Below are 19,481 nucleotides of genomic sequence, written 5' to 3'. Positions count from 1 at the left end.
AATGGGGAATACTGGCGAATGTACCGGATTCGGATTCGCCATTTTCCATAGGTAGATCAGGAGGAGGTATCATGTCTTCACAGGTTCCGGCGGTTATCGCTAAAATCGTCTCCCAAACCCAAAAGCTGACATTCGGAGAAAATCAAATCGCGAATTTTGTCATACACAACCCGGAGTTTATTACCCGCAACACGATTACGGCGATTGCCAACGAGATCGGGGTATCGGAAACGAGCATCAACCGGTTTTGCAAAAAGGTGGGGTTCAAAGGGTTTAACGATTTCAAGATCGCCTTTGCCCAGGATGCCTTCTACCGGGAGATGCAAGCCAAGAAGAAAGAGCGGCGCGAGATTAATGCTATCGACGCTTTGGCTCTCGATTACAATGAGCTGATCGTAAACGCGTCGGCGCTGATTACGGAGGAGCAGCTTCGGCGGGTGGTCGATATATTGAAGGGAGCGCGCCGGATTTTCCTGTTCGGGCTGTTCGATTCGTTCCTTGCAGCGATTGCGCTGAAGAACCGGCTGTCGATTATCGGCATCATGTCCGAAGCGATCAATGACAGCAGAGCGATGAAGATCGCGGCTGCGCAGTGCACCTCGGAGGATGCGGTCGTCGTCTTTTCCAGATCGGGCTCGACCAAAGAAATCGTCGATGCGGTGACGCTGGCGCAGGTAAACCAGGTAAAGACGATCGCGGTCACTTGTTACGACTCGTCGCCGATTACGGAGAACGCCGATGTCGATATTATCGTGCCCGACAAAATCTCCGTGAGCAACAGCGCGCTGATGTCCAACCATATTACATTCCTGTTCGTGGTCGATCTGATTATGAGCGTGTTCATTTCCTCGGACAAGTCGTATTTGAAGAAGAAGCTCGACAGCGAAGCCATCCTGGCCAGCGACCATTCGATTACGAATTATTTTCTGTAGACAAACCTATTAAACTTAACCTACGCCAATGAATAGGCGCCGGTGCATACCGGCGTTTATTTATGTTTAAACCGCCGATTATCGTCACTTTCATATTTGTGATTTTCTCCTATTTCTTATAAAGTATAGTTATTGGGATCCGTTTAAAGCAGGGAGAGAAAAGGGAGGACCGAGATGCTCACCAAATTGAAAAAAATCGACTACACGATCGTGTTCATCCTGCTGCTCCTTATGGGTATAAGTATCGCGGTGCTTTACAGCGCGACATCGAATACGCAGTTCCATGGATATCATTTGCGTATGATCGTTTATTACGTCCTTGGCTTTGCGGCTTTTTTCGCCGTGTCCATGATCGATTACCGGTTGTTCGTCAAATACGCCATCTATATTTATCTGTTCGGGGTCGCTCTGCTGGTCGTCGTCATGTTTGTCGGAAGCACGCTGAACAACGCCACGGGCTGGCTCAAGCTCCCGGGCGGGTTAAGCATTCAACCGGCGGAGTTGTTTAAACTGCTGCTCATATTGTTCCTGGCCTTCATGCTGCTCCGCAAGCGCAAGCCGCGGCTCTTGTTTTGGCGGGACGTTCTGCCGATTATGCTGCTTACATTCCTGCCGTTTATGATTGTTATGGCCCAGAACGACTTGGGGAACGCGCTCAGTTATCTGGTGATTCTGGCCGGGATGCTGTGGATCGGCAATATCAAATATATGCATGCCTTAATTGCGCTGGCCGTGTTTGCCGGTTCGGTCATCGGGGGGATTACCGCCTACAAGGTATATCATGATCAGGTTTATGCTTTCTTTGCCGAGATCGGACGCGAGCACTGGATTTCGCGGATCGACCCCTGGCTGATGCCGGAGAAGGCGTCGCAAGACGCCAGTTACCATACGCGTAACGCCAAGCTGGCAATCGCATCCGGCGGAATGACGGGCGAAGGCTACCTGCAAGGGGAAACCGTGCAGTCGGAGCGCGTTCCGCTGACCTATTCCGACTCCATATTCGTAGTCATCGCCGAAGAGTTCGGCTTTTTGGGCAGTTCGGTGCTGCTTTTGCTTTATTTTGTGCTGATCCACCGGCTGATCCTCATCTCCCTCGAATGCCGAGACCGCAGCGGGCCGCTGATCATCGTGGGCGTCGTGGCGATGTTCCTGTATCAAATATTCGAGAATATCGGCATGTTTATCGGGCTGATGCCGCTCACCGGGATCACGCTTCCGTTTATCAGTTACGGGGGAACCTCGTTGCTGATTAATATGGCCTGCATCGGGATGGCGATGAGTATCCGGATTCACGGCCACGAGGTTGACGAGGAACAGCAGGTGCAAACCTCGCATTATACGAAACTGAAAGCGCAGAGTTAATTACAAATGAGCGGCGATTCCGGACGGAGTTGCCGTTTTTTTGTTGCGCGCCTTCAGGTGATCTTGTTTCTATGGGCAATTTTAATAGATTCATAGGTTTAGAGTTCTCCCAAACGGACATACTGATAGACATCAGAGAGATGGCGGAGGGAGTAGCGATGAAGCGGGGAGCACTTATCTTTTTCAGTATGATGATATTGCTGATGTCCTGGGAAGGGCAAAAAATAGATTCGGCCGCGGCGGAGGGACTGATTCCGCAGGAGTCGATCCGGCTGCGGATTTTGGCCAACTCGGACCGGACCGGGGATCAAGTCGTCAAGCGTCGTGTCCGCGACGCAGTGGTGGAGCAGATGAACGGCTGGGTAGCCGAGCTGGACAATCCCCAAAGCCTGGAGGCGGCGCGCGAGGTAATCCGGGAGCATATGGTTGAGATCGAGCGGCAGGTCGGCCGGACGCTGGCGGACAGCGGGAAAAGCTACAGCTATAAGGTAGAGCTCGGCGTAGTGCCTTTTCCGACGAAAATGTACGGCGGGGCGGTCTATCCAGCGGGAGATTATGAAGCGCTCCGCGTGACGCTGGGGGAAGGCAAGGGGAAGAATTGGTGGTGCGTGCTCTTCCCGCCATTATGCTTTGTCGACGCGGGAAGCGGCGAAGCTTTGCAAAGCAAAGCAAGCGCGGCGAATCAGAAGGCGGACAAGGCGGATTCCGGGCTGAAAACGGCCGGTCAACAGGCCCATGCGGAAGATGCGGGCGAGGCTCAGGTCCAGCAGGATGAGCCGGAGGTACGCTTCTTTATATGGGATGTGCTCGTTCGATTGTGGAATTGGATTACCGGTTTATTCGCTTAACGGAATCATAACATTCTGGGGGAAGCCGTGCAGGAACCATCCTGCGCGGCTCGTTTGCGTTTAGAGGGATGTATGGCCGGCTGTTTTCGCCCAGCGGGTGGCTAACCTTTAGTGCGGATTGTTATAATAGAAAGAGTATCTAATTTTTGAATGTTTGGGATGATTAGCTGTTATGGGAGATAAAAGCAAGCTGGATCACGGAATCGCAACGGAACGGGCGCATTCCACCCGCGGGTGGGATGTGACCGTTCTAGTTGGTCATGGTTTGGAAGCCGCCGGACAGGCAGTGGACGAGCCGGGAGCGGAAGCAGAACAAGTGCAAGCGAAGCATACGGCAGAGGAGCTTGCGGCTGCGGAACAAGCGCTGGCCGAGGCCGGGGCGATGCTCGCCGCCGGCGGAACGGTCGCCTTTCCGACCGAGACGGTCTACGGTCTCGGCGCGGATGCCCGCAACACGGCAGCGGTGGAAGCGATCTTCGCCGCCAAAGGGCGGCCGTCGGACAATCCGCTGATCGTGCACATCGCGGACATGAGCCAGTTGGACGGTCTCGTTGCCGAAGTGAACGAGACGGCGCGGAAGCTCATGGAAGCGTTCTGGCCCGGGCCGCTGACGCTGGTACTGCCCGTGGCCCCTGGCGCCGTCTCGCCGCGCGTGACGGCGGGGTTGGACACCGTGGGCGTGCGGATGCCGGCCCACGATATCGCGCTGCGGCTCATCGCCGCGGCGGGGTGCCCGGTGGCGGCGCCGAGCGCCAACCGGTCGGGACGGCCGAGCCCGACGCTGGCCCGGCACGTATGGGACGACCTCGCCGGGCGCATCGACGGCATCGTCGACGGCGGACCCACCGGGGTGGGCGTGGAGTCGACGGTGGCGGAAGCCGGCGCGGACGGGATCGTCACCGTGCTCCGCCCCGGCGGGATCACGGCCGAGCAGCTCGCCCGCCATGCCGCGGGCGTGCGGCTGGACGCCGCCCTGCAAAGCGCGGGCGGCGGCGAAAGCGACATGCCGGCGCCGCGCGCGCCGGGCATGAAGTACACGCATTACGCGCCGCGCGGCGAGCTGCGCGTAGTGACCGGGGCCGCCCCCGAGCGGGTGGCGGCGGCCATCCGGGCCGAGCTTGACGCGGCCAAGGCGCGCGGGGAGGTCACGGGCGTGCTCGCCTTCGACGAGCACCTTCCGTTCTATCGCGCCGACTGCGTACTCTCGCTCGGCAGCCTGACCGCGCTGGAGGCGGCGGCCCACCGCCTCTACGCCGCGCTCCGCCGCTTCGACGACAGCGGCGTCACTTATATACTGGCCGAGTCCTGCCCGCAGGAAGGACTCGGCGCCGCCGTGATGAACCGCCTGCTGAAAGCGGCGGGGCATACGGTCATCCGCGCATGATTACCGTCGGATTGAGCGGATGGGGAGACCATCCCGAGCTGTATCCGGAGGGGACGCCGGCGAACCGCAAGCTGGCGCTCTACGCCAAGCATTTTCCGGTCGTGGAGGTCGACAGTTCTTTCTATGCGGTGCTGGGTACGGACACTTACCGCCGTTGGCTTGCGGAAACGCCGCCGGATTTTTCCTTTATATTGAAGGCTTACCGGGGAATGACCGGACATAATCGCGGCAAAAGCCCGTTCGGCGGGCCGGGGGAAATGTTCCGGGCCTACTTGGACTCCGTCGCTCCGGTCGTGGAAGCAGGGCGCTTAAAGGCGATCATGTTCCAATTTCCGCCCTGGTTCGATTGCAATGCCGGGAATGTCCGCCGGCTCCGCGCCATCCGCAAATGGATGGGCTCGCTTCCGCTGGCGCTGGAGTTTCGCAATCGGAGCTGGTACGCGGAAGAGGTGCGCGACAACACGCTCTCCTTCATGAAGGAGGAGGGCTGGATTCATATTATTTGCGATGAACCGCAGGTCGGGCAGGGCTCCGTACCGACGGTGCTGGAGCCGACCGACCCCGAGTTCACGATCGTCCGGCTTCATGGCCGGAACGAGCAAGGCTGGCTGCAAGGAGGGGCGCCGAATTGGCGGGAAATCCGCACGCTCTACCGGTACAACGGGGAGGAGCTGCTGGAGTGGAAGGATAAGCTGACCGAGCTTGAATCGAAAGGAACGAAGGAAGTTTGCATGATCTTTAACAATAATTCCGGCGGAGATGCCGCTGCGAATGCGCTGGAGTTGATGAGGCTTCTTGGTATGAAAACGATAGGACTGCCGCCGAAACAGATCGATCTGTTTGGCGAGGGAGAGTGAGAAAATAATCATCCGGACAATGCCGGATTTGCAGATATACATACCTTCGGGGGGGATTTGATTTTGGAGATATTTGAAATTGTGCTTATCATGCTCGTTCTAATCGGGTTATCCAATGTTATAAACCGGTTCATTCCGTTTGTTCCGGTTCCGTTGCTGCAAATCATTCTGGGGACGCTGGTCGCTCTCCTGCCGATCGGCATTCATCTGCCGCTGAATACGGAGCTGTTTCTGCTCATGTTCATCGCCCCGCTCCTTTATAATGACGGCAAACGAACGCCACGCGAAGAATTATGGGACCTAAGGGCGCCGATCCTGCTGCTTGCCCTTGGGCTTGTGTTCGTTACCGTGTTTGCCGGAGGCTATCTGATCCACTGGCTGATTCCGAGCATTCCGCTTCCGGCGGCTTTTGCGCTCGCCGCGATTCTGTCGCCGACCGACGCCGTCGCCGTCAGCGCTCTGGCGGGAAGAATTCACCTGCCGAAGGGGATTATGCGGCTACTGGAAGGCGAGTCGCTGATGAACGACGCTTCGGGGCTCGTCGCTTTTAAATTCGCCGTGGCCGCGACGGTTACGGGCGTATTTTCCATTACGGAAGCGACGGTAAGCTTTCTGTTCATCGCGATCGGAGGGCTGGTTTGCGGGGCGATCGTCGCTTTCCTGATCGTTTGGCTGCGGACATTCATCCGCCGGCTCGGGATGGAAGATGTGACGATGCACATGCTGATCCAGATTTTGACGCCGTTCGTCATTTACATCGTCACCGAGGAATTCGGATTTTCGGGCATCCTCGCGGTGGTGGCCGGGGGCATCGTGCATGCGATCGAGCGCGATCGCAATGAGTCACTGCAGCCGGAGCTCCGCGTCGTCTCGCAAAATACGTGGTCGGTCATCCTCTATATCCTGAACGGGTTGGTCTTTGTCATTCTGGGGCTGCAAATCCCGGATGCGACGACGACGATATTCCAAAGCCCGAATTACAGCAATCTCCAGGTAGTTGGATTTATCGGCCTGATCTACCTGGGCCTTATCATCCTGCGGTTTATCTGGGTGTATTTATTCTGGGAAGGCTCCTGGCTGCTGAACAGCGGGGAAAATCTGGGCAAGCCGAAGCTGATGTCGTCGGTGCTGATTTCCTTGTCGGGGGTACGCGGTGCCGTTACTTTGGCGGCGGCATTCTCCATCCCCTATTTTCTCCAAGATGGAAGCCCGTTCCCCGAACGGGATCTGATTATTTTTCTGGCGGCCGGAGTCATTCTTATCTCGCTGATTGCCGCCAGTGTGCTGCTGCCGCTGCTATCCAAAGGAATAGACGGGGAAAGGGATAATGTCGAGGAACGCGAACGCGAAGCCCGGATTCGCATGCTGCGTTCCGCTATTACGGCGATCAAGGAAGCGACGGATGACGAGAACCGGGCTGCGGCCGGAGCCGTACTGGGCGGCTATCACCGCCAACTGCTTCGTTTGCAGACCGGCCGGAAGCAGGAATGGAACGACCGGAGCAGAAACAAAGCGATGATGGAGCTTAGGCTCATCGGGATGCAGGCCGAGCGCCGGGAGATCCATAACATGCTGAGCAAAGGCGAGATCAGCGGGGAGTTGGCGACCAGTCTGCAAGAGGTCATGAATCAAATGGAAATGGTAATGTCCAGCCGGTTCAAAATGCAGATTCTGGTGTCTTTGTTCCGTTTGCGCCGCCTGTTTTCCAAGCAATTTTCAAAGAAGAAAACCCTGGACCTCCCCGAGGAGAAAAAAGAGCGGATCCGTGCGGCCCGGCTTCGGACCACCACCGCTGCGCTGGAAGCCGTTCAGGCGCATATCCATGATGAAAACCGCCAGGCCGGGATGCTGGTGGTAACCCAATACAAAGAGCTATTAACCCGGTTGAAAAGCGGTTCAAGCTTGACGGGCGGCATTAAAGACGAAGATGTGTTCAACCAGCATAAAAACGAGCTGCGCATCAAAGCGATCCAGGCGGAACGCAATGAGCTGCAGTCGATGTACGAGCAAGGCGAAATCAGCTGGAATTCGGCCAGCAAATTGAGACAATATATCAATTACCGGGAAGCCGGTGTGCTTGAACCGGACGAAGAGGAATAGCCGATAGCCGGTAATGCGGCCGTAAAAGAAGGCTTGCCATTGCCGGAAACCGCCATGTCATGAATCGCCTCCCCTAAGCATATGGTTGTACAAGTGAATCTTGGACATGAAGGAGTGGCGGTATGACGGAGGCGGTTTCGCAGCTTGGGGAGTTGATAACCATTCTTCTCATGGCGGTTGCCCTGGGGATGGATGCCTTTTCCTTGGGAATCGGCATCGGACTTAAGGGGGTTTGGCGCAGCGATGCGATCCGGATCGGCTCGACCGTGGCCGTGTTTCATGTAATCATGCCGCTGCTCGGTGTGGTTGCGGGCCAGTATGTCGGGGCACTGCTAGGGCATTTTGCGCGGTACGCTTCGGGCGGCTTGCTCGTGCTGCTCGGTTTCCATATGATCTTCAGCTCGGTCAAAGGCAGCGGCTTCAAGTCGATCGACCATCGCACTTTGTGGGGAGTTTTACTCTTTTCCCTCAGCGTCAGCATCGATTCCTTCTCGGTGGGCGTTTCCCTGGGGATGTTTCATACCAATCTGCTGCTGACTGTGCTGGCCTTCGGGTTCTTCGGCGGGTTGATGTCGGTTACGGGCATGGCGCTCGGCCGCAGCGTCGGCCGCAGTCTCGGCGATTACGGCGAAGCGGCCGGAGGAGCGGTCCTGCTTGCGTTTGGCCTCCTGTTCATCTTTTGATACAATAACATTAACTTGATTAGGCCATGGAAGCCGAATCTTCTTTCGTCTAAGCGGAGGTGAATGCGAATGCGAATTTTGTTTGTCTGTACGGGAAATACTTGCCGCAGTCCGATGGCCGAAGGAATGATGCGCAAGCTGGCGCGGGAGCGGGGCTTCGACATTGAAGTCAAGTCCGCCGGCGTTTCCGCGGCGAAGGGGATGTCGATTTCCCACCATGCCGGGGCGGTGCTGAAGGAGCAGGGAATCGAAGATCGTATTCTGTCGACCCCGCTGCATGCGGAGCTGGTGAATTGGGCCGACCTCATTCTGGCTCTTACGGAAGGGCATAAGCGGCAGATGATCATGTCCTTCCCGGATGCGGCCGACAAAACATATACCCTGAAAGAATATGCCGAGAACGACCCGGTTGTTCTGGTCGAAAGGGAGGAGCTGCAGCGGCTGGCCGCGGAGATCGAGACGGACCGGGCGCTCGGCCGCGAGCCGGAGGCGGCGGCGCTGCGTCGGTTGACCGAACTGGTACGGCGGATGCCCGTGTACGATATCTCCGATCCGTTCGGAGGCTCCCGTGAGGATTACAACCGGACGGCCGCGGAGATCCGGAGCGCACTCGAGAAGCTGCTGGAGAGGCTGATGCAGGAACATTTTGGCGGCAAAGCTTCCGAGTGAAAACCGGTTGCATTTGTCCCGTTAATGTTTTATTCTAAAGCTAACAATGAAGATCCGATGTGACTGGCGACGATAAGTGGGTCCAACCACGATGGAGCATCGGAATATACGGCCGGTCGCCTGGGCAAAGAGCACGACGTTTTTATGATGCGTCATGCTCTTTTTTCGTTGTCACGGGCCTTTGGACCTGCGGTTTGTGCCCCCTCGCCGCCAAGCTCGAAGATTGTCGTCAATATCCTTCTGTTTTTAGGTATAATAAAGAATAGCTTTTCGGCAAAACGAGAGATTTATCGGAAGGGGCGATGGGCATGGAAACGGCAGAGCTCGGAGAAATCCGGAAGCAGGTTGCACAGATACTGGAGGAGCTGGCTGTTACCGCCGGACTCGGACCCGGGCGTCTTGTGGTTATCGGCGCCAGCACGAGCGAGGTGGCGGGAGAACGCATCGGCACGGGAGGCGCGGAGAATATCGCCGCCGAGCTGTTCGCGGGCGTCGACGAAATCCGGCAAAAATACGGATTTGACGTCGCTTTTCAATGCTGCGAGCATCTCAACCGGGCTCTGGTCGTGGAGCGGGGAGTGCTGGAACGGATGAGGCTGACCGAAGTGGCGGCCGTCCCCGTACGGAAAGCGGGAGGCTCCATGGCGGCGGTCGCCTATACCCGGCTGTCCGAGCCTTGCCTCGCCGAGAGTATCGAGGCCCATGCCGGGCTGGATATCGGAGAGACGCTGATCGGCATGCATCTGCGCCGCGTCGCCGTTCCGTTCCGGCCGGCTTTGCGGTACGTGGGCAAGGCCCGGGTGAACGCGGCCTGGACCCGGCCGAAGCTGATCGGCGGAGAGCGTGCGGTATATGCGCTGCCTAAGGTACAGGAATCGCATTTATGTGAGTGATCCATTATTTTGACATAGGAGGACAAGGAATATGGAGCAATTGAGAAAGCAGGATCCGGCGGTGCTGGCGGCAATGAATCTGGAGCTCGGACGCCAGCGCAACAACATCGAACTGATTGCGTCGGAAAATATCGTCAGCGAGGCCGTCATGGAAGCGATGGGTTCGGTATTGACCAACAAATATGCGGAAGGATATCCGGGCAAGCGCTATTACGGCGGCTGCGAGCATGTGGATATCGTGGAAAATATCGCCCGCGACCGGGCCAAAGAACTGTTCGGCGCCGAGCATGCCAATGTTCAGCCTCACTCCGGCGCTCAAGCCAACCTGGCCGTTTACCTCGCCGCGCTCAAACCCGGCGATACCGTGCTCGGCATGAATTTGGCCCATGGCGGCCATTTGACGCACGGCAGCCCGGTGAACGCTTCCGGCCTGTTATACAATTTCGTGGCTTACGGTGTGCAGGAGGATACGTTCCTCATCGATTATGATGAACTCCGCAAAGCCGCCTTCAAGCATCGCCCGCGCCTGATCGTTGCCGGAGCGAGCGCTTATCCGCGCATTATCGATTTCGAGAAGATCGCCGCGATCGCGAACGACGTGGGCGCGCTGTTCATGGTCGATATGGCCCATATCGCCGGCCTCGTCGCCGCCGGGCTGCATCCGAATCCGGTGCCGCACGCCCACTTCGTGACGACGACCACGCATAAAACGCTGCGCGGTCCGCGCGGCGGTATGATCCTGTGCCGTCAGTCCTGGGCGGCCGCGATCGACAAGGCCGTATTCCCGGGCACGCAAGGCGGTCCGCTGATGCACGTCATCGCTTCGAAGGCCGTCGCTTTGGGCGAAGCGCTGCAGCCGTCCTTCAAGACGTATGCCGAAAATGTCGTGAAGAACGCCAAGGTGCTGGCCGAGACGCTGACGGCGGAAGGGCTTAATCTGGTGTCCGGCGGAACGGACAACCACTTGATGCTGATCGACACCCGCAATCTCAATATCACGGGCAAAGATGCCGAGCATGTGCTCGACTCCATTGGCATTACCGTGAACAAGAACGCGATTCCGTTCGATCCGACCAGCCCGTTTGTAACGAGCGGCATCCGGATCGGCACGCCGGCGGTGACATCGCGCGGCATGGATGAGGAAGCGATGAAGGTGATCGGCCGGATCATCGCGCTCGTGCTGAAGAATTCTAAGGATGAAGCCGTATTGGCCAAAGCGCGCGGGCAAGTTGTGGAGCTGACCGATAAGTTCCCGATCTATCCCGGCTTAAGCTACGAATAAGCGTACCCTGAAGTTACCGCCCGCAGAATATCTGCGGGCGGTTTTTTTCGTTGGCCCATTGCGGTGAAGATTGAGCAAATCCCCCTGTCCTATCTATCGTGTATTGCATAAGATATTGTGAGACGGAAACCGGCATATTCCTCATGGCGGGGTACGCATGCGCTCCAAGGAAGATACAGGAGCGGAGGAGGTGATGCGATGGGCTACCATTATACGGCGATCGGGGATTCCTTGACGAAAGGGGCAGGGGCTTGGCTCAGCGGCGGATTTGCGCCCCTTTACCGCCAGATGGCCGAGGAACGTCTGCGGACCCCGGTCGATTATGAGAATTTTGGGGTCAACGGGCTAACCAGCGCCAAATTGCTACCAATGGTCCGGAGTAACCAGTATATCCGGGCGGCGATCAACCGGGCCGATATTATAACCGTGTCCATAGGCGCGAATGATCTGCGCCCGTACGCCAAAGCCCTGGCCGGCGGGTCCGGTGCCGGGGCCTCCGGGATTGCGCAGGCGCTGAACCGTACGAAGGGAAATGTGCGGCAAATCGTGTATGAAATGTATCGGATCAAATCCGGACAGCGCCGTCCGTTCATAATTCGCATGGTCGGGGTGTACAATCCTTTTCCGAGTGTGAGGGAAGTGGGAGCGTACGCCCGTCAGTACAACTCGTTTCTTTCCGGGCTCGGAGGAGGAAACTACCGGGTCGCCGATATTTATCCGGCGTTTGCGGGCAACGAACGGGAGCTGCTTTTCCTTGACGGCGTTCATCCCAATGCCCGCGGTTACCGCATGATCGCGCAGGAATTGCATCGTTTGGGCTATTTTCCGTTGAGGTAAGAGGAAACAAGTATTGGATACAAGTATGAGGTCAACCGGTTTTGCCGGCTGGCCTTTTCGTTTAATATATGCAGTCGGCAATTTATCCGGGAAATTTTACTTTACTTGTTGACAACTCCGCAATGAAAGCTATAATTAAACTCGAATGGTAACATATTACATGTAAGGTTATAACATCCTCGAAATACAAATTCAATGAATGGTCGCGCTCATTTGAGCAAACGATTGCACCCGCTATTTTACTTCACGATTTATACATTCCTTATTTTACTGCACCTTAGTTAAGTCGAACCCCGATTTATTTTTATTAATGCAAACGATTGCCCTAGTTTTAACGTCGAAATAGGAAATAAGGAGATGAGAGTCAAGGATGGACTGGGTTGTTTTTATCCAATTATTTGTAAGCGTTCTTTTTCTGGTGTCTGCGGCATCCAAATTAAGCAAGCCGTCTTCATTTATGAACACGCTCAGGCAGCTAAGAATTCCGCCTTTCCGGGCACGAAGGGCCGCCGTGATAATTCCTCTGGCCGAGCTGGCCGCCTGCGGGCTGCTGTTGTTCCCTGCAACTTTGGTATATGGGGCGGCATTCGGACTTCTTTTGCTGAGTTCCTATGTGTGGGCGGTCTGGAGAGCCAAGGGCAGAATGGTAAGCTATGAATGGTTCGGCGGACTCTTGTCGGAAAAGTTCGGCAGTGGACTATACATAAGACACGCTGTTCTTTTTGGCATGATGATTTACTTGCTTGCTGCACCGGCCTTTCACGCACCGAAGCTGGCTTCTTTTACGGAAATATCCTCCATGGTGCTATCTTCTCTCGGCATTATGATCCTCTACGCTTTAGTCTTGACCCTGTGGCAATACCATAAGCTGTATCGGGAGTAGTACCCATTATCAACCCAAAGGATGTGGAAAGGGATGCCGGATATTTTTGCTGTTTCTTATATCCTCCTGTGGCTAGTCGTTATCCTAATTTCTTACGGAATCATTGTCGTCTTAAAAAGCGCCATCACCGCTAGGAGTACACTTTATGAACAGCAGGAGGGGTTGCCGGAGGGTATCGGTTTTCCCCTGAACAATTGGATTCCTATGGATGGAAAGGCGCTTGCCCTCACCGGCCACGGAAAGCTCGGCACGCTAATATTTCTGACCTCTTCGCAATGCATGGCCTGTAAAAAACTGTACTCCGTCATTAACGATGTCCAGAAGAAAATGCCCGCCTACCAATATCTCTTTATGATGTCCGGCCCTTTGGAAGAGGTGAACGCGGCGATTCAAGAGTACGGACTCGAGGTTCCCGTTATTCATGTGGAGAATTTCAAGGATTTACAGACTCCTTTCGTGCCGTTTGGTTACTATGTATCTCCGGACGGCTTGATTCAAGCGAAAGGGATTATCAATAACGAGGGTCACCTGCAGGCATTAGTTACGCATGGGGAAGAGCGGGCGTCGGCGTAAAAGGAATTCATGAAAGGAGGTGAATCCATATGTGTTCAGGATCCTATCTGTATACTTACTGCCAGCAGCTTGCTTATCCTTGCAGCGGCACTACTAAGCAGCAATCGTGTCAGTATTATTCGAGCGGCTGTTCGGTTTGCACTTGCGGATGCTAGGCCAATCATGAAACCGTCTGCTGCCTGAAAGCCAAGGCAGCAGACCTCCTGCTACAACCGATTTGATACCTCAGCTTGTTAGGCTTTGAAATATATGGAGGGACTATAAATGAAGCGTCACTTTGCTCAGTTGCTGGCCGCAAGCCTGTTTTTTATTCTTCTATCGGCATGTTTGGCCGGCAAGGAAACGATCAAGTACGAGGGTGACCCTGGGATGCAGGCTACGGTAAAAGTGATGACGAACGCAACTGAAGAATATTACATGCAGGAATATGGGGATCTGTTCAAAGTGAAGTATCCCAATATCGAGATTCAGTTGGTTAAATACGATCGGACGGATCCCGAAACGGCGATCAAGAAAAATAACCCCGATGTATTTATTCTGTCGCTGGATGAATACCGGGAGTTCATACAAGACGGCAGGCTGTACGATCTGGATATCTTATTTGCGAATGAGGCCTTTAAGCTTGAAGGCGTGCATCCTTACATTGTGGATTATTTGCGGAAATTGGGGAACGGCAAATTGTTCGGGGTTCTTCCCGAATTTGTAAGTAAGGCTACTTATTATAATAAGGACTTGTTTGATAAGTATGGGGTTCCTTATCCGCAGGATCAGATGACCTGGGATGAACTTTTTCAATTGGCGGCGCGCTTTCCCGCAGAGGAGGGGGTGTACGGGTTATATCTGGAAAACTTTTCTGTATTGGCCGGCGATCTGGCTGTAAGCGAGCATCTCAGCGAAATCAATATGAAAGATAGGAAAGTAACGCTTAATACGGAAGCCTTTCGGGATGTGTTTGAGCGGACATTAGATGCGTATGCATCAAAGACTGTGACGCTGCCCGACATCGACCCGTTTGAGGTATACGACCCTTTCATATCCGGAAGCAGCGCTATGACGATCGACTATAACTATTACATGAACAACAAGATTAATTGGGCTCGGGAAGAGCAAGGGAATAAATTTCATTTGAATTGGGATTTGGCGACGGCTCCGACAGATGAAGCCAGCCGGGATACATCACCTTACTTTGTAGTTGGCGGTATTTACTCGATCAATGCCCAGGCCGAGCAGAAGCAGGCTGCTTGGGAATTCATCAAGTTCATCAATGGCGAGGAGTTGGCCAAGTCGAAATCAAGAAGCCCGAATTTCTCCCTGTTTACTCGTACGGATTATAATTATAACCCGGAAGGCAAACGGGTGGAGGCATTTTATAAACTAAAGCCGGATGTGAGCTCCTCCGGTAACGTCAATTATGATTTGCTTCCCCGGGGAACCCATACGAATTTAAAAGGAATCATCAACTCTGAATTGAAGGCCGTTGCGGTAGGGGCAAAGACTTTGGACGAAGCGATGGCCTCCATGCAGGAAAGAGGGCAGCGTTTGCTGGATCGGAAGTAGACAATTATCACGGTAGCCGGGCATAGCCCAGACGCAAAATGAACAGAAAGAGTGTAGCCGAATTGGACCATGAATTGAATCATAAAGGAGTCATCCGCGGGCTGCTGTTTGATATCGTTCCGTTTATTTGGAGGTCGGCACCCGTCCGGTTGCCGGGAATGATGGTCATTCGCATGGCGGAGGCTTTGCAGCCGGCGGCACAAATATATTTGACCAAGCGGCTCGTAGAGCAGGCTGCTTTATTGCTCCAAGGCAGGTCGGAAATGTTCATGCCGGCGCTTGTGACCATAGTCTGGCAGGCTTTTCTTTTTCTTGCCGCCCTTGGACTCCGATCGCTTGCCCATATGCTCCTCTTGGAGATTAAACAGCAAGCTCAGTTTCAAATGGACCGGGAAATCGCGAATAAATGCTCGCGGCTGGACTTCATCTATTTCGAACAACCGGTGTATTATGACCGTCTGCAAAGAACCACTCAAGGGCTGGCCTATCGCGGCCTTTCCGTATTGGATCATTTCTTTCTGGTGCTGCAAAGCCTGATCACGCTCGTCTCCCTGGTTGCGGTTCTGGCCGGGTTCCATTGGATATTGTCCGTCGGTGTACTTGGTTTAATCGTTCCCTCCTTCCTGATCAATATGAAGCTGGGGCGAAAGCGATACAAGCAGATGTTTACCCAGACTCCCTCAAGCCGTAAGGTGCAATATTTAATGGGATTAATGACCGGCAGGGCATCCGCCAAGGAAATGAAACTGTTTAAGTTGTATCCGTACATGATTGACAAATGGGAAAAGCTATACTGGAAAAACGCCAAGGAAAAGGCGGAACTGGAAAGGGCGGGGCAATGGCTGGGCGGTTTCACCGAGATTTTTTCATACGCATTTACCGTGCTTGCCACTTTGGTCGTTCTTGTCATTGGTTACGGGAACAGCCTGTCGATCGGCGTCTTCGTAGCTATGACTCAGACCGTAACGGCGGCGAAGGACAGCGTGATGCTGATCGCCGCGAATTTATCGGGGATTTATGAGAATGCATTGTTTACGGGCGAACTGATTCAATTCCTGCGTTTACCGGATGAACAGGAGAACGACCATGTTGAAACGCCGAAAAAATTACCCGAACATCGGGAAAAAGAAGCGGGAGCCGACGGCCTTACGGTGAATGGGCTGAGCTTTACATATCCCGAGCAGACGGCGCCGGCATTGACCGACATTTCGTTTCACATTCATCCGGGACAGCGGGTGGCGATTGTCGGTCATAACGGAGCGGGCAAAAGCACCTTGGCCAAATGCCTGCTTGGCCTTTATAGTCCCCAATCCGGCAGCCTGTTGTGGAACGGTCGGGACATGGGCTCGGAGGAGCTTTCCGGAAAGATCAGCGCCGTGTTCCAGGATTTCATGCAATATCAACTTACGTTGAAGGAGAATGTCGGATTCGGACGTATCTCCGCCCTGGACGACGAGGAGCGGCTTAGGGAAGCGGCGGTGAAGACAGGGGTCGACTCCATTTCCCGTTCACTTACATATGGTTACGAAACGCAACTGGGCCATGAGTATGAAGGGGGCAAGGAATTGTCCCAGGGGCAATGGCAAAGGGTGGCGCTAAGCCGTTCCTTCTTTAATATCGAAGCCGAGCTCGTGATTTACGATGAACCTACTTCCGCGCTGGATCCCATAGCCGAGGCGGCTTTGTTTGAACGATTTTCCGGGTTGGTCGAGGGAAAAACAAGCATTATGATCTCTCACCGGCTGGGAAGCTGCCGCAACGCGGATCTGATCCTGGTGCTGAAGGACGGACGCCTTGTGGAGCAGGGAACTCATTTCCAATTGCTTGAGCGTCAGGGGGAGTATGCGCGAATGTACGGAGTTCAGGCGGAGTGGTATGACAAGAATGGGGTGATCGCATGAAAAACAGTCCAAGTACGTTAGGCGGTATCTTTGCTCTCTTAAAGGCCAAAAAGCAGAGTCCTGAGTTAGTAAAAACGGACCCACCTCGAGGCGGCAAAGTCGGGGATTTTCTTCCTCTATTTAAAGGAAGGGATCAGAAGGGGCGGAAGGTAAAGTCGGAAGAGCTTCCCGGGCGAACCGTCAAGCTGATCTTTCTTAGCGATAGCTGCGCTTCCTGTGCCGAAGTTCTTAGGCAATTGGCCAATACATCATTCAGTACCTATTTCCTGGTGATTAAAAGCGAGCCGGAACCCTATTCGGATGCCGACCTGGAAGATATTCGTTATCCATTTTCCATTATTAGATCCTCCAGAATTATAGAATTGTTCGAAATCCGGCGGATGCCGACCATTGTAACCGCAAACGCCTCCGGCATGATTGAAAGGGTGGACGAGTTGGCGGAGCCTGAGCGTTTGGCTTCATTAATAGAGCGCTGATCCGGGGAGGGATGACATGCGTTACGTTTTTATTGAAATTATGAATAGACTGCGGCCGGCAAGACGAAAATGGACAACGCGCACACCGGCTTGGCAACGGCGGGAGCAGGGATTGCCCTTGGGCAGCCTCTTTCCGGAGTTTACATTATATACGGGGGAAATCGTGAGGCCCGCGGACAAAACCTGGATGATCGTCCTATTCCTTTCCACGACCTGCCGGTCATGCCTGGATATTTTGCCCAGACTAAACGCCTTCGGCGAAAACCGGCTAAACCAAAGGGTAGCGCTCTGCATACAAGGCGAAGTAACCGAAGTGAAAACCATACTGGAAGAACATCAAATCGGGCTACCGTTTCTTCTTTACGATTCCGTTCAAAAGGAGAAATTTAACGTATCGCTGTTTCCGTATCTGTATCTCCTCTCAGGCGGCGGACTTGTGGTATCGAAGGGAACCGTCAGAGACGCGAAGGAACTTGAGCTTTGGCTGAATACCGATGGGGATCGAATGCCGATTGACGAGCGGGAAGGAGAGGGCGCATGAATCCCGAAAACGGCCCGGCTCGCGGAGATATTATTACGGATAAGGAATATAGGGATTATCATGACCGGATTTTGAATTTGCGATTAGGCGGGGATACCAAGGTTCTCTTGTTCCTTTCGATGCATTGCGTACGGTGCATGGAGTTGGTACCCGAGCTTCGGAAGGTCCGGCTGCCCCATGCCCGCTTAATTGTATTCTCGGCGGGGAGTCTTGAGGATCATGTCGAATTGGGTGAATTTCTCGGGCAACCATGGACGGTGGTTCCGCTTGCCCCGGAGCATATGGAAAAGGACTTTCTCGTCCGCTCTCACCCCTTCTGTGTCATTGTCGACCGCAATCGCCAGGTCGCCGGAAAAGGCTTTGTCTATAATTCGGCGGATGTGCTTACGCTTGCGGAAACGGCTGGCGCAAACAAGTTTCCTACTCTTTTTAAAATTCGTTCCCGGAGGGCATGATGAATCCATTGTATTTTGATTACTGCGCATCGGCGCCCTTGCATCCCCGGGCTCTAAAGAAGCTGATGACTGCAACGGAGGCATGCTTCGCCAACCCTTCCTCCGCGCATCAAATGGGCTTTGCGGCAAGGCGGTTGATCGAGGAAGCTAGAGATCAGCTTTCCGGGCTGCTTCAGGTGACACCGGCGGAGATTATTTTCACTTCCGGCGCCACGGAGAGCAACAATCTCGCGATTCAGGGTGCACTCCGCGCCTGGAGAAGGAAAACGGGCCTAGTTCCTCATATCCTTTTATCCGAGATCGAACACTCCTCCGTGTATCAATGCTGCAAGTTTTTGGGAGAGGAAGGCGCGGAGGTGACGCTCCTGCCCGTTGATCGCAACGGGATCGTTAGCGTGCAAAAGGTTAAAGAGTCGCTGAAATCCAATACGGCCCTCGTCAGTGTGATGCATGTCAATAATGAGACCGGATCCCTGCAACCGATATCCGAAATAGGCAGGCTTATTAAAGCGCAGCAACCTGGAGTTTATTTCCACGTGGATGGTGTCCAGGGTTTCGGCAAGCTGCCGGTTGCGATGGATCATATTGATCTATATACAATATCGGGCCATAAGATCGGCGGGCCGAAAGGGATCGGGCTGCTCGTCAAAAAGGAACACGTAGAGATCGACCCTCTCTTGTACGGAGGGGAACAAGAAAACGGATGGAGACCCGGAACGACGAATGTTCCCGCGATACTCGGTTTTGCGGCAGCCGTAGAGGCCGCTCTCGAAGAGCGGGAAGAGAAGATGGAGCATATTTCGCTGTTGCATGATTATGTGTATTCAAGGCTTAAGGGGATCCCGGGAATCATCCTGAATAGCCCCGATATTCCGTTGTCGTCGCCGCATATCATTAATTTTTCATGCATCAAGAAAGGGATCACCTCGGCTATGATGATAGGCATCCTGGAAAAGAACGGGATTATCGCATCCTCACAGTCCGCCTGCTCGTCGCAAGCCAAGCAAAGCCGGGTGCTGTTGGCGATGACCGGGGATGAAGCGACCTCTTCCGCCAGCATCAGACTTAGTTTTCACGAAACGGTCAAAATGGAGGATGCCCAATATTTGACGGATGCCGTCGAGCGGATGATGAACCGGCTTCAATTGATGAACAAATTTGAACTGCTGAGTTAAGCGGTCAGGCGCGGCTTGTATAGGCGGCGTCTTTTTTTCGGGCGATTTTCGCCGTTCCTTTAAATGGAACGTT

General features: G+C 54.3%; 19 protein-coding genes and 1 riboswitch. All 19 genes read left to right on the top strand.

Going from position 1 to position 19,481, the window contains the following annotated elements; translation table 11 throughout:
* The first annotated feature begins 71 nt into the window (after nt 1-71).
* The 19 genes from V3851_RS20450 (at nt 72) to V3851_RS20360 (ending at nt 19,408) form a co-directional block, all read left to right on the top strand.
* Nucleotides 72-932, top strand: coding sequence for a MurR/RpiR family transcriptional regulator (locus V3851_RS20450; protein ID WP_331848419.1), 861 nt, complete (start codon nt 72-74; stop codon nt 930-932).
* A 174-nt stretch (nt 933-1,106) separates the two neighbouring features.
* Nucleotides 1,107-2,294 carry an FtsW/RodA/SpoVE family cell cycle protein gene (locus tag V3851_RS20445; protein ID WP_331848418.1) on the top strand — a complete coding sequence of 396 codons (1,188 nt, stop codon included), beginning with the start codon at nt 1,107-1,109 and terminating at the stop codon, nt 2,292-2,294.
* A 158-nt stretch (nt 2,295-2,452) separates the two neighbouring features.
* The gene (gene spoIIR / locus V3851_RS20440) at nt 2,453-3,142 is read left to right on the top strand and encodes a stage II sporulation protein R (protein ID WP_331848417.1); all 690 of its coding nucleotides are present in this window, start codon (nt 2,453-2,455) and stop codon (nt 3,140-3,142) included.
* Between the two features lie 172 nt (nt 3,143-3,314).
* On the top strand, nt 3,315-4,526 hold the full coding sequence (locus V3851_RS20435; protein WP_331848416.1) for an L-threonylcarbamoyladenylate synthase: 1,212 nt from the start codon (nt 3,315-3,317) through the stop codon (nt 4,524-4,526).
* Nucleotides 4,523-5,383, top strand: a complete 861-nt coding sequence (locus V3851_RS20430; protein WP_331848415.1) for a DUF72 domain-containing protein — start codon at nt 4,523-4,525, stop codon at nt 5,381-5,383. The genes V3851_RS20435 and V3851_RS20430 overlap by 4 nt, the downstream gene beginning before the upstream one ends.
* 63 nt (nt 5,384-5,446) lie before the next feature.
* Nucleotides 5,447-7,483, top strand: a complete 2,037-nt coding sequence (locus tag V3851_RS20425; RefSeq protein ID WP_331848414.1) for a Na+/H+ antiporter — start codon at nt 5,447-5,449, stop codon at nt 7,481-7,483.
* 122 nt (nt 7,484-7,605) lie between these two features.
* Nucleotides 7,606-8,166: a manganese efflux pump MntP gene (locus tag V3851_RS20420; RefSeq protein WP_331848413.1), complete on the top strand. Its 561-nt coding sequence runs from the start codon at nt 7,606-7,608 to the stop codon at nt 8,164-8,166.
* Nucleotides 8,167-8,235: 69 nt separating this feature from the next.
* Complete coding sequence (locus V3851_RS20415) at nt 8,236-8,835, top strand: low molecular weight protein arginine phosphatase (RefSeq protein WP_331848412.1); 600 nt, start codon at nt 8,236-8,238, stop codon at nt 8,833-8,835.
* 49 nt (nt 8,836-8,884) lie between these two features.
* Nucleotides 8,885-8,968, top strand: a riboswitch (ZMP/ZTP riboswitch).
* Between the two features lie 175 nt (nt 8,969-9,143).
* Nucleotides 9,144-9,728 (top strand): TIGR01440 family protein, encoded by a 585-nt coding sequence (locus tag V3851_RS20410; protein WP_331848411.1) that lies wholly within the window; start codon nt 9,144-9,146, stop codon nt 9,726-9,728.
* A gap of 31 nt (nt 9,729-9,759) precedes the next feature.
* Nucleotides 9,760-11,010 carry a serine hydroxymethyltransferase gene (locus tag V3851_RS20405; RefSeq protein ID WP_331848410.1) on the top strand — a complete coding sequence of 417 codons (1,251 nt, stop codon included), beginning with the start codon at nt 9,760-9,762 and terminating at the stop codon, nt 11,008-11,010.
* Between the two features lie 198 nt (nt 11,011-11,208).
* The gene (locus V3851_RS20400; RefSeq protein WP_331848409.1) at nt 11,209-11,847 is read left to right on the top strand and encodes a GDSL-type esterase/lipase family protein; all 639 of its coding nucleotides are present in this window, start codon (nt 11,209-11,211) and stop codon (nt 11,845-11,847) included.
* A 370-nt stretch (nt 11,848-12,217) separates the two neighbouring features.
* The gene (locus V3851_RS20395; protein ID WP_331848408.1) at nt 12,218-12,730 is read left to right on the top strand and encodes a MauE/DoxX family redox-associated membrane protein; all 513 of its coding nucleotides are present in this window, start codon (nt 12,218-12,220) and stop codon (nt 12,728-12,730) included.
* A gap of 33 nt (nt 12,731-12,763) precedes the next feature.
* A complete protein-coding gene (locus V3851_RS20390; RefSeq protein ID WP_331848407.1) occupies nt 12,764-13,303 on the top strand; it encodes a thioredoxin domain-containing protein in 540 nt (179 codons plus the stop codon).
* Between the two features lie 264 nt (nt 13,304-13,567).
* Nucleotides 13,568-14,860 carry an ABC transporter substrate-binding protein gene (locus V3851_RS20385; RefSeq protein ID WP_331848406.1) on the top strand — a complete coding sequence of 431 codons (1,293 nt, stop codon included), beginning with the start codon at nt 13,568-13,570 and terminating at the stop codon, nt 14,858-14,860.
* Between the two features lie 62 nt (nt 14,861-14,922).
* Nucleotides 14,923-16,761 carry an ABC transporter ATP-binding protein gene (locus V3851_RS20380; RefSeq protein ID WP_331848405.1) on the top strand — a complete coding sequence of 613 codons (1,839 nt, stop codon included), beginning with the start codon at nt 14,923-14,925 and terminating at the stop codon, nt 16,759-16,761.
* A complete protein-coding gene (locus V3851_RS20375; RefSeq protein WP_331848404.1) occupies nt 16,758-17,237 on the top strand; it encodes a hypothetical protein in 480 nt (159 codons plus the stop codon). The genes V3851_RS20380 and V3851_RS20375 overlap by 4 nt, the downstream gene beginning before the upstream one ends.
* Before the next feature lie 16 nt (nt 17,238-17,253).
* Nucleotides 17,254-17,778 (top strand): thioredoxin domain-containing protein, encoded by a 525-nt coding sequence (locus V3851_RS20370; RefSeq protein ID WP_331848403.1) that lies wholly within the window; start codon nt 17,254-17,256, stop codon nt 17,776-17,778.
* Nucleotides 17,775-18,233 carry a hypothetical protein gene (locus V3851_RS20365; RefSeq protein WP_331848402.1) on the top strand — a complete coding sequence of 153 codons (459 nt, stop codon included), beginning with the start codon at nt 17,775-17,777 and terminating at the stop codon, nt 18,231-18,233. The genes V3851_RS20370 and V3851_RS20365 overlap by 4 nt, the downstream gene beginning before the upstream one ends.
* Complete coding sequence (locus V3851_RS20360; protein WP_331848401.1) at nt 18,230-19,408, top strand: cysteine desulfurase family protein; 1,179 nt, start codon at nt 18,230-18,232, stop codon at nt 19,406-19,408. The genes V3851_RS20365 and V3851_RS20360 overlap by 4 nt, the downstream gene beginning before the upstream one ends.
* The last annotated feature ends 73 nt before the right edge of the window (nt 19,409-19,481 follow it).

This window comes from Paenibacillus haidiansis (genome assembly GCF_036553665.1).
In the GTDB taxonomy this organism is placed as follows: Bacteria; Bacillota; Bacilli; order Paenibacillales; family Paenibacillaceae; genus Fontibacillus; species Fontibacillus haidiansis.
The sequence above is the reverse complement of the archived record's forward strand: the minus strand, read 5'-3'. Positions and strand labels throughout refer to the sequence as shown.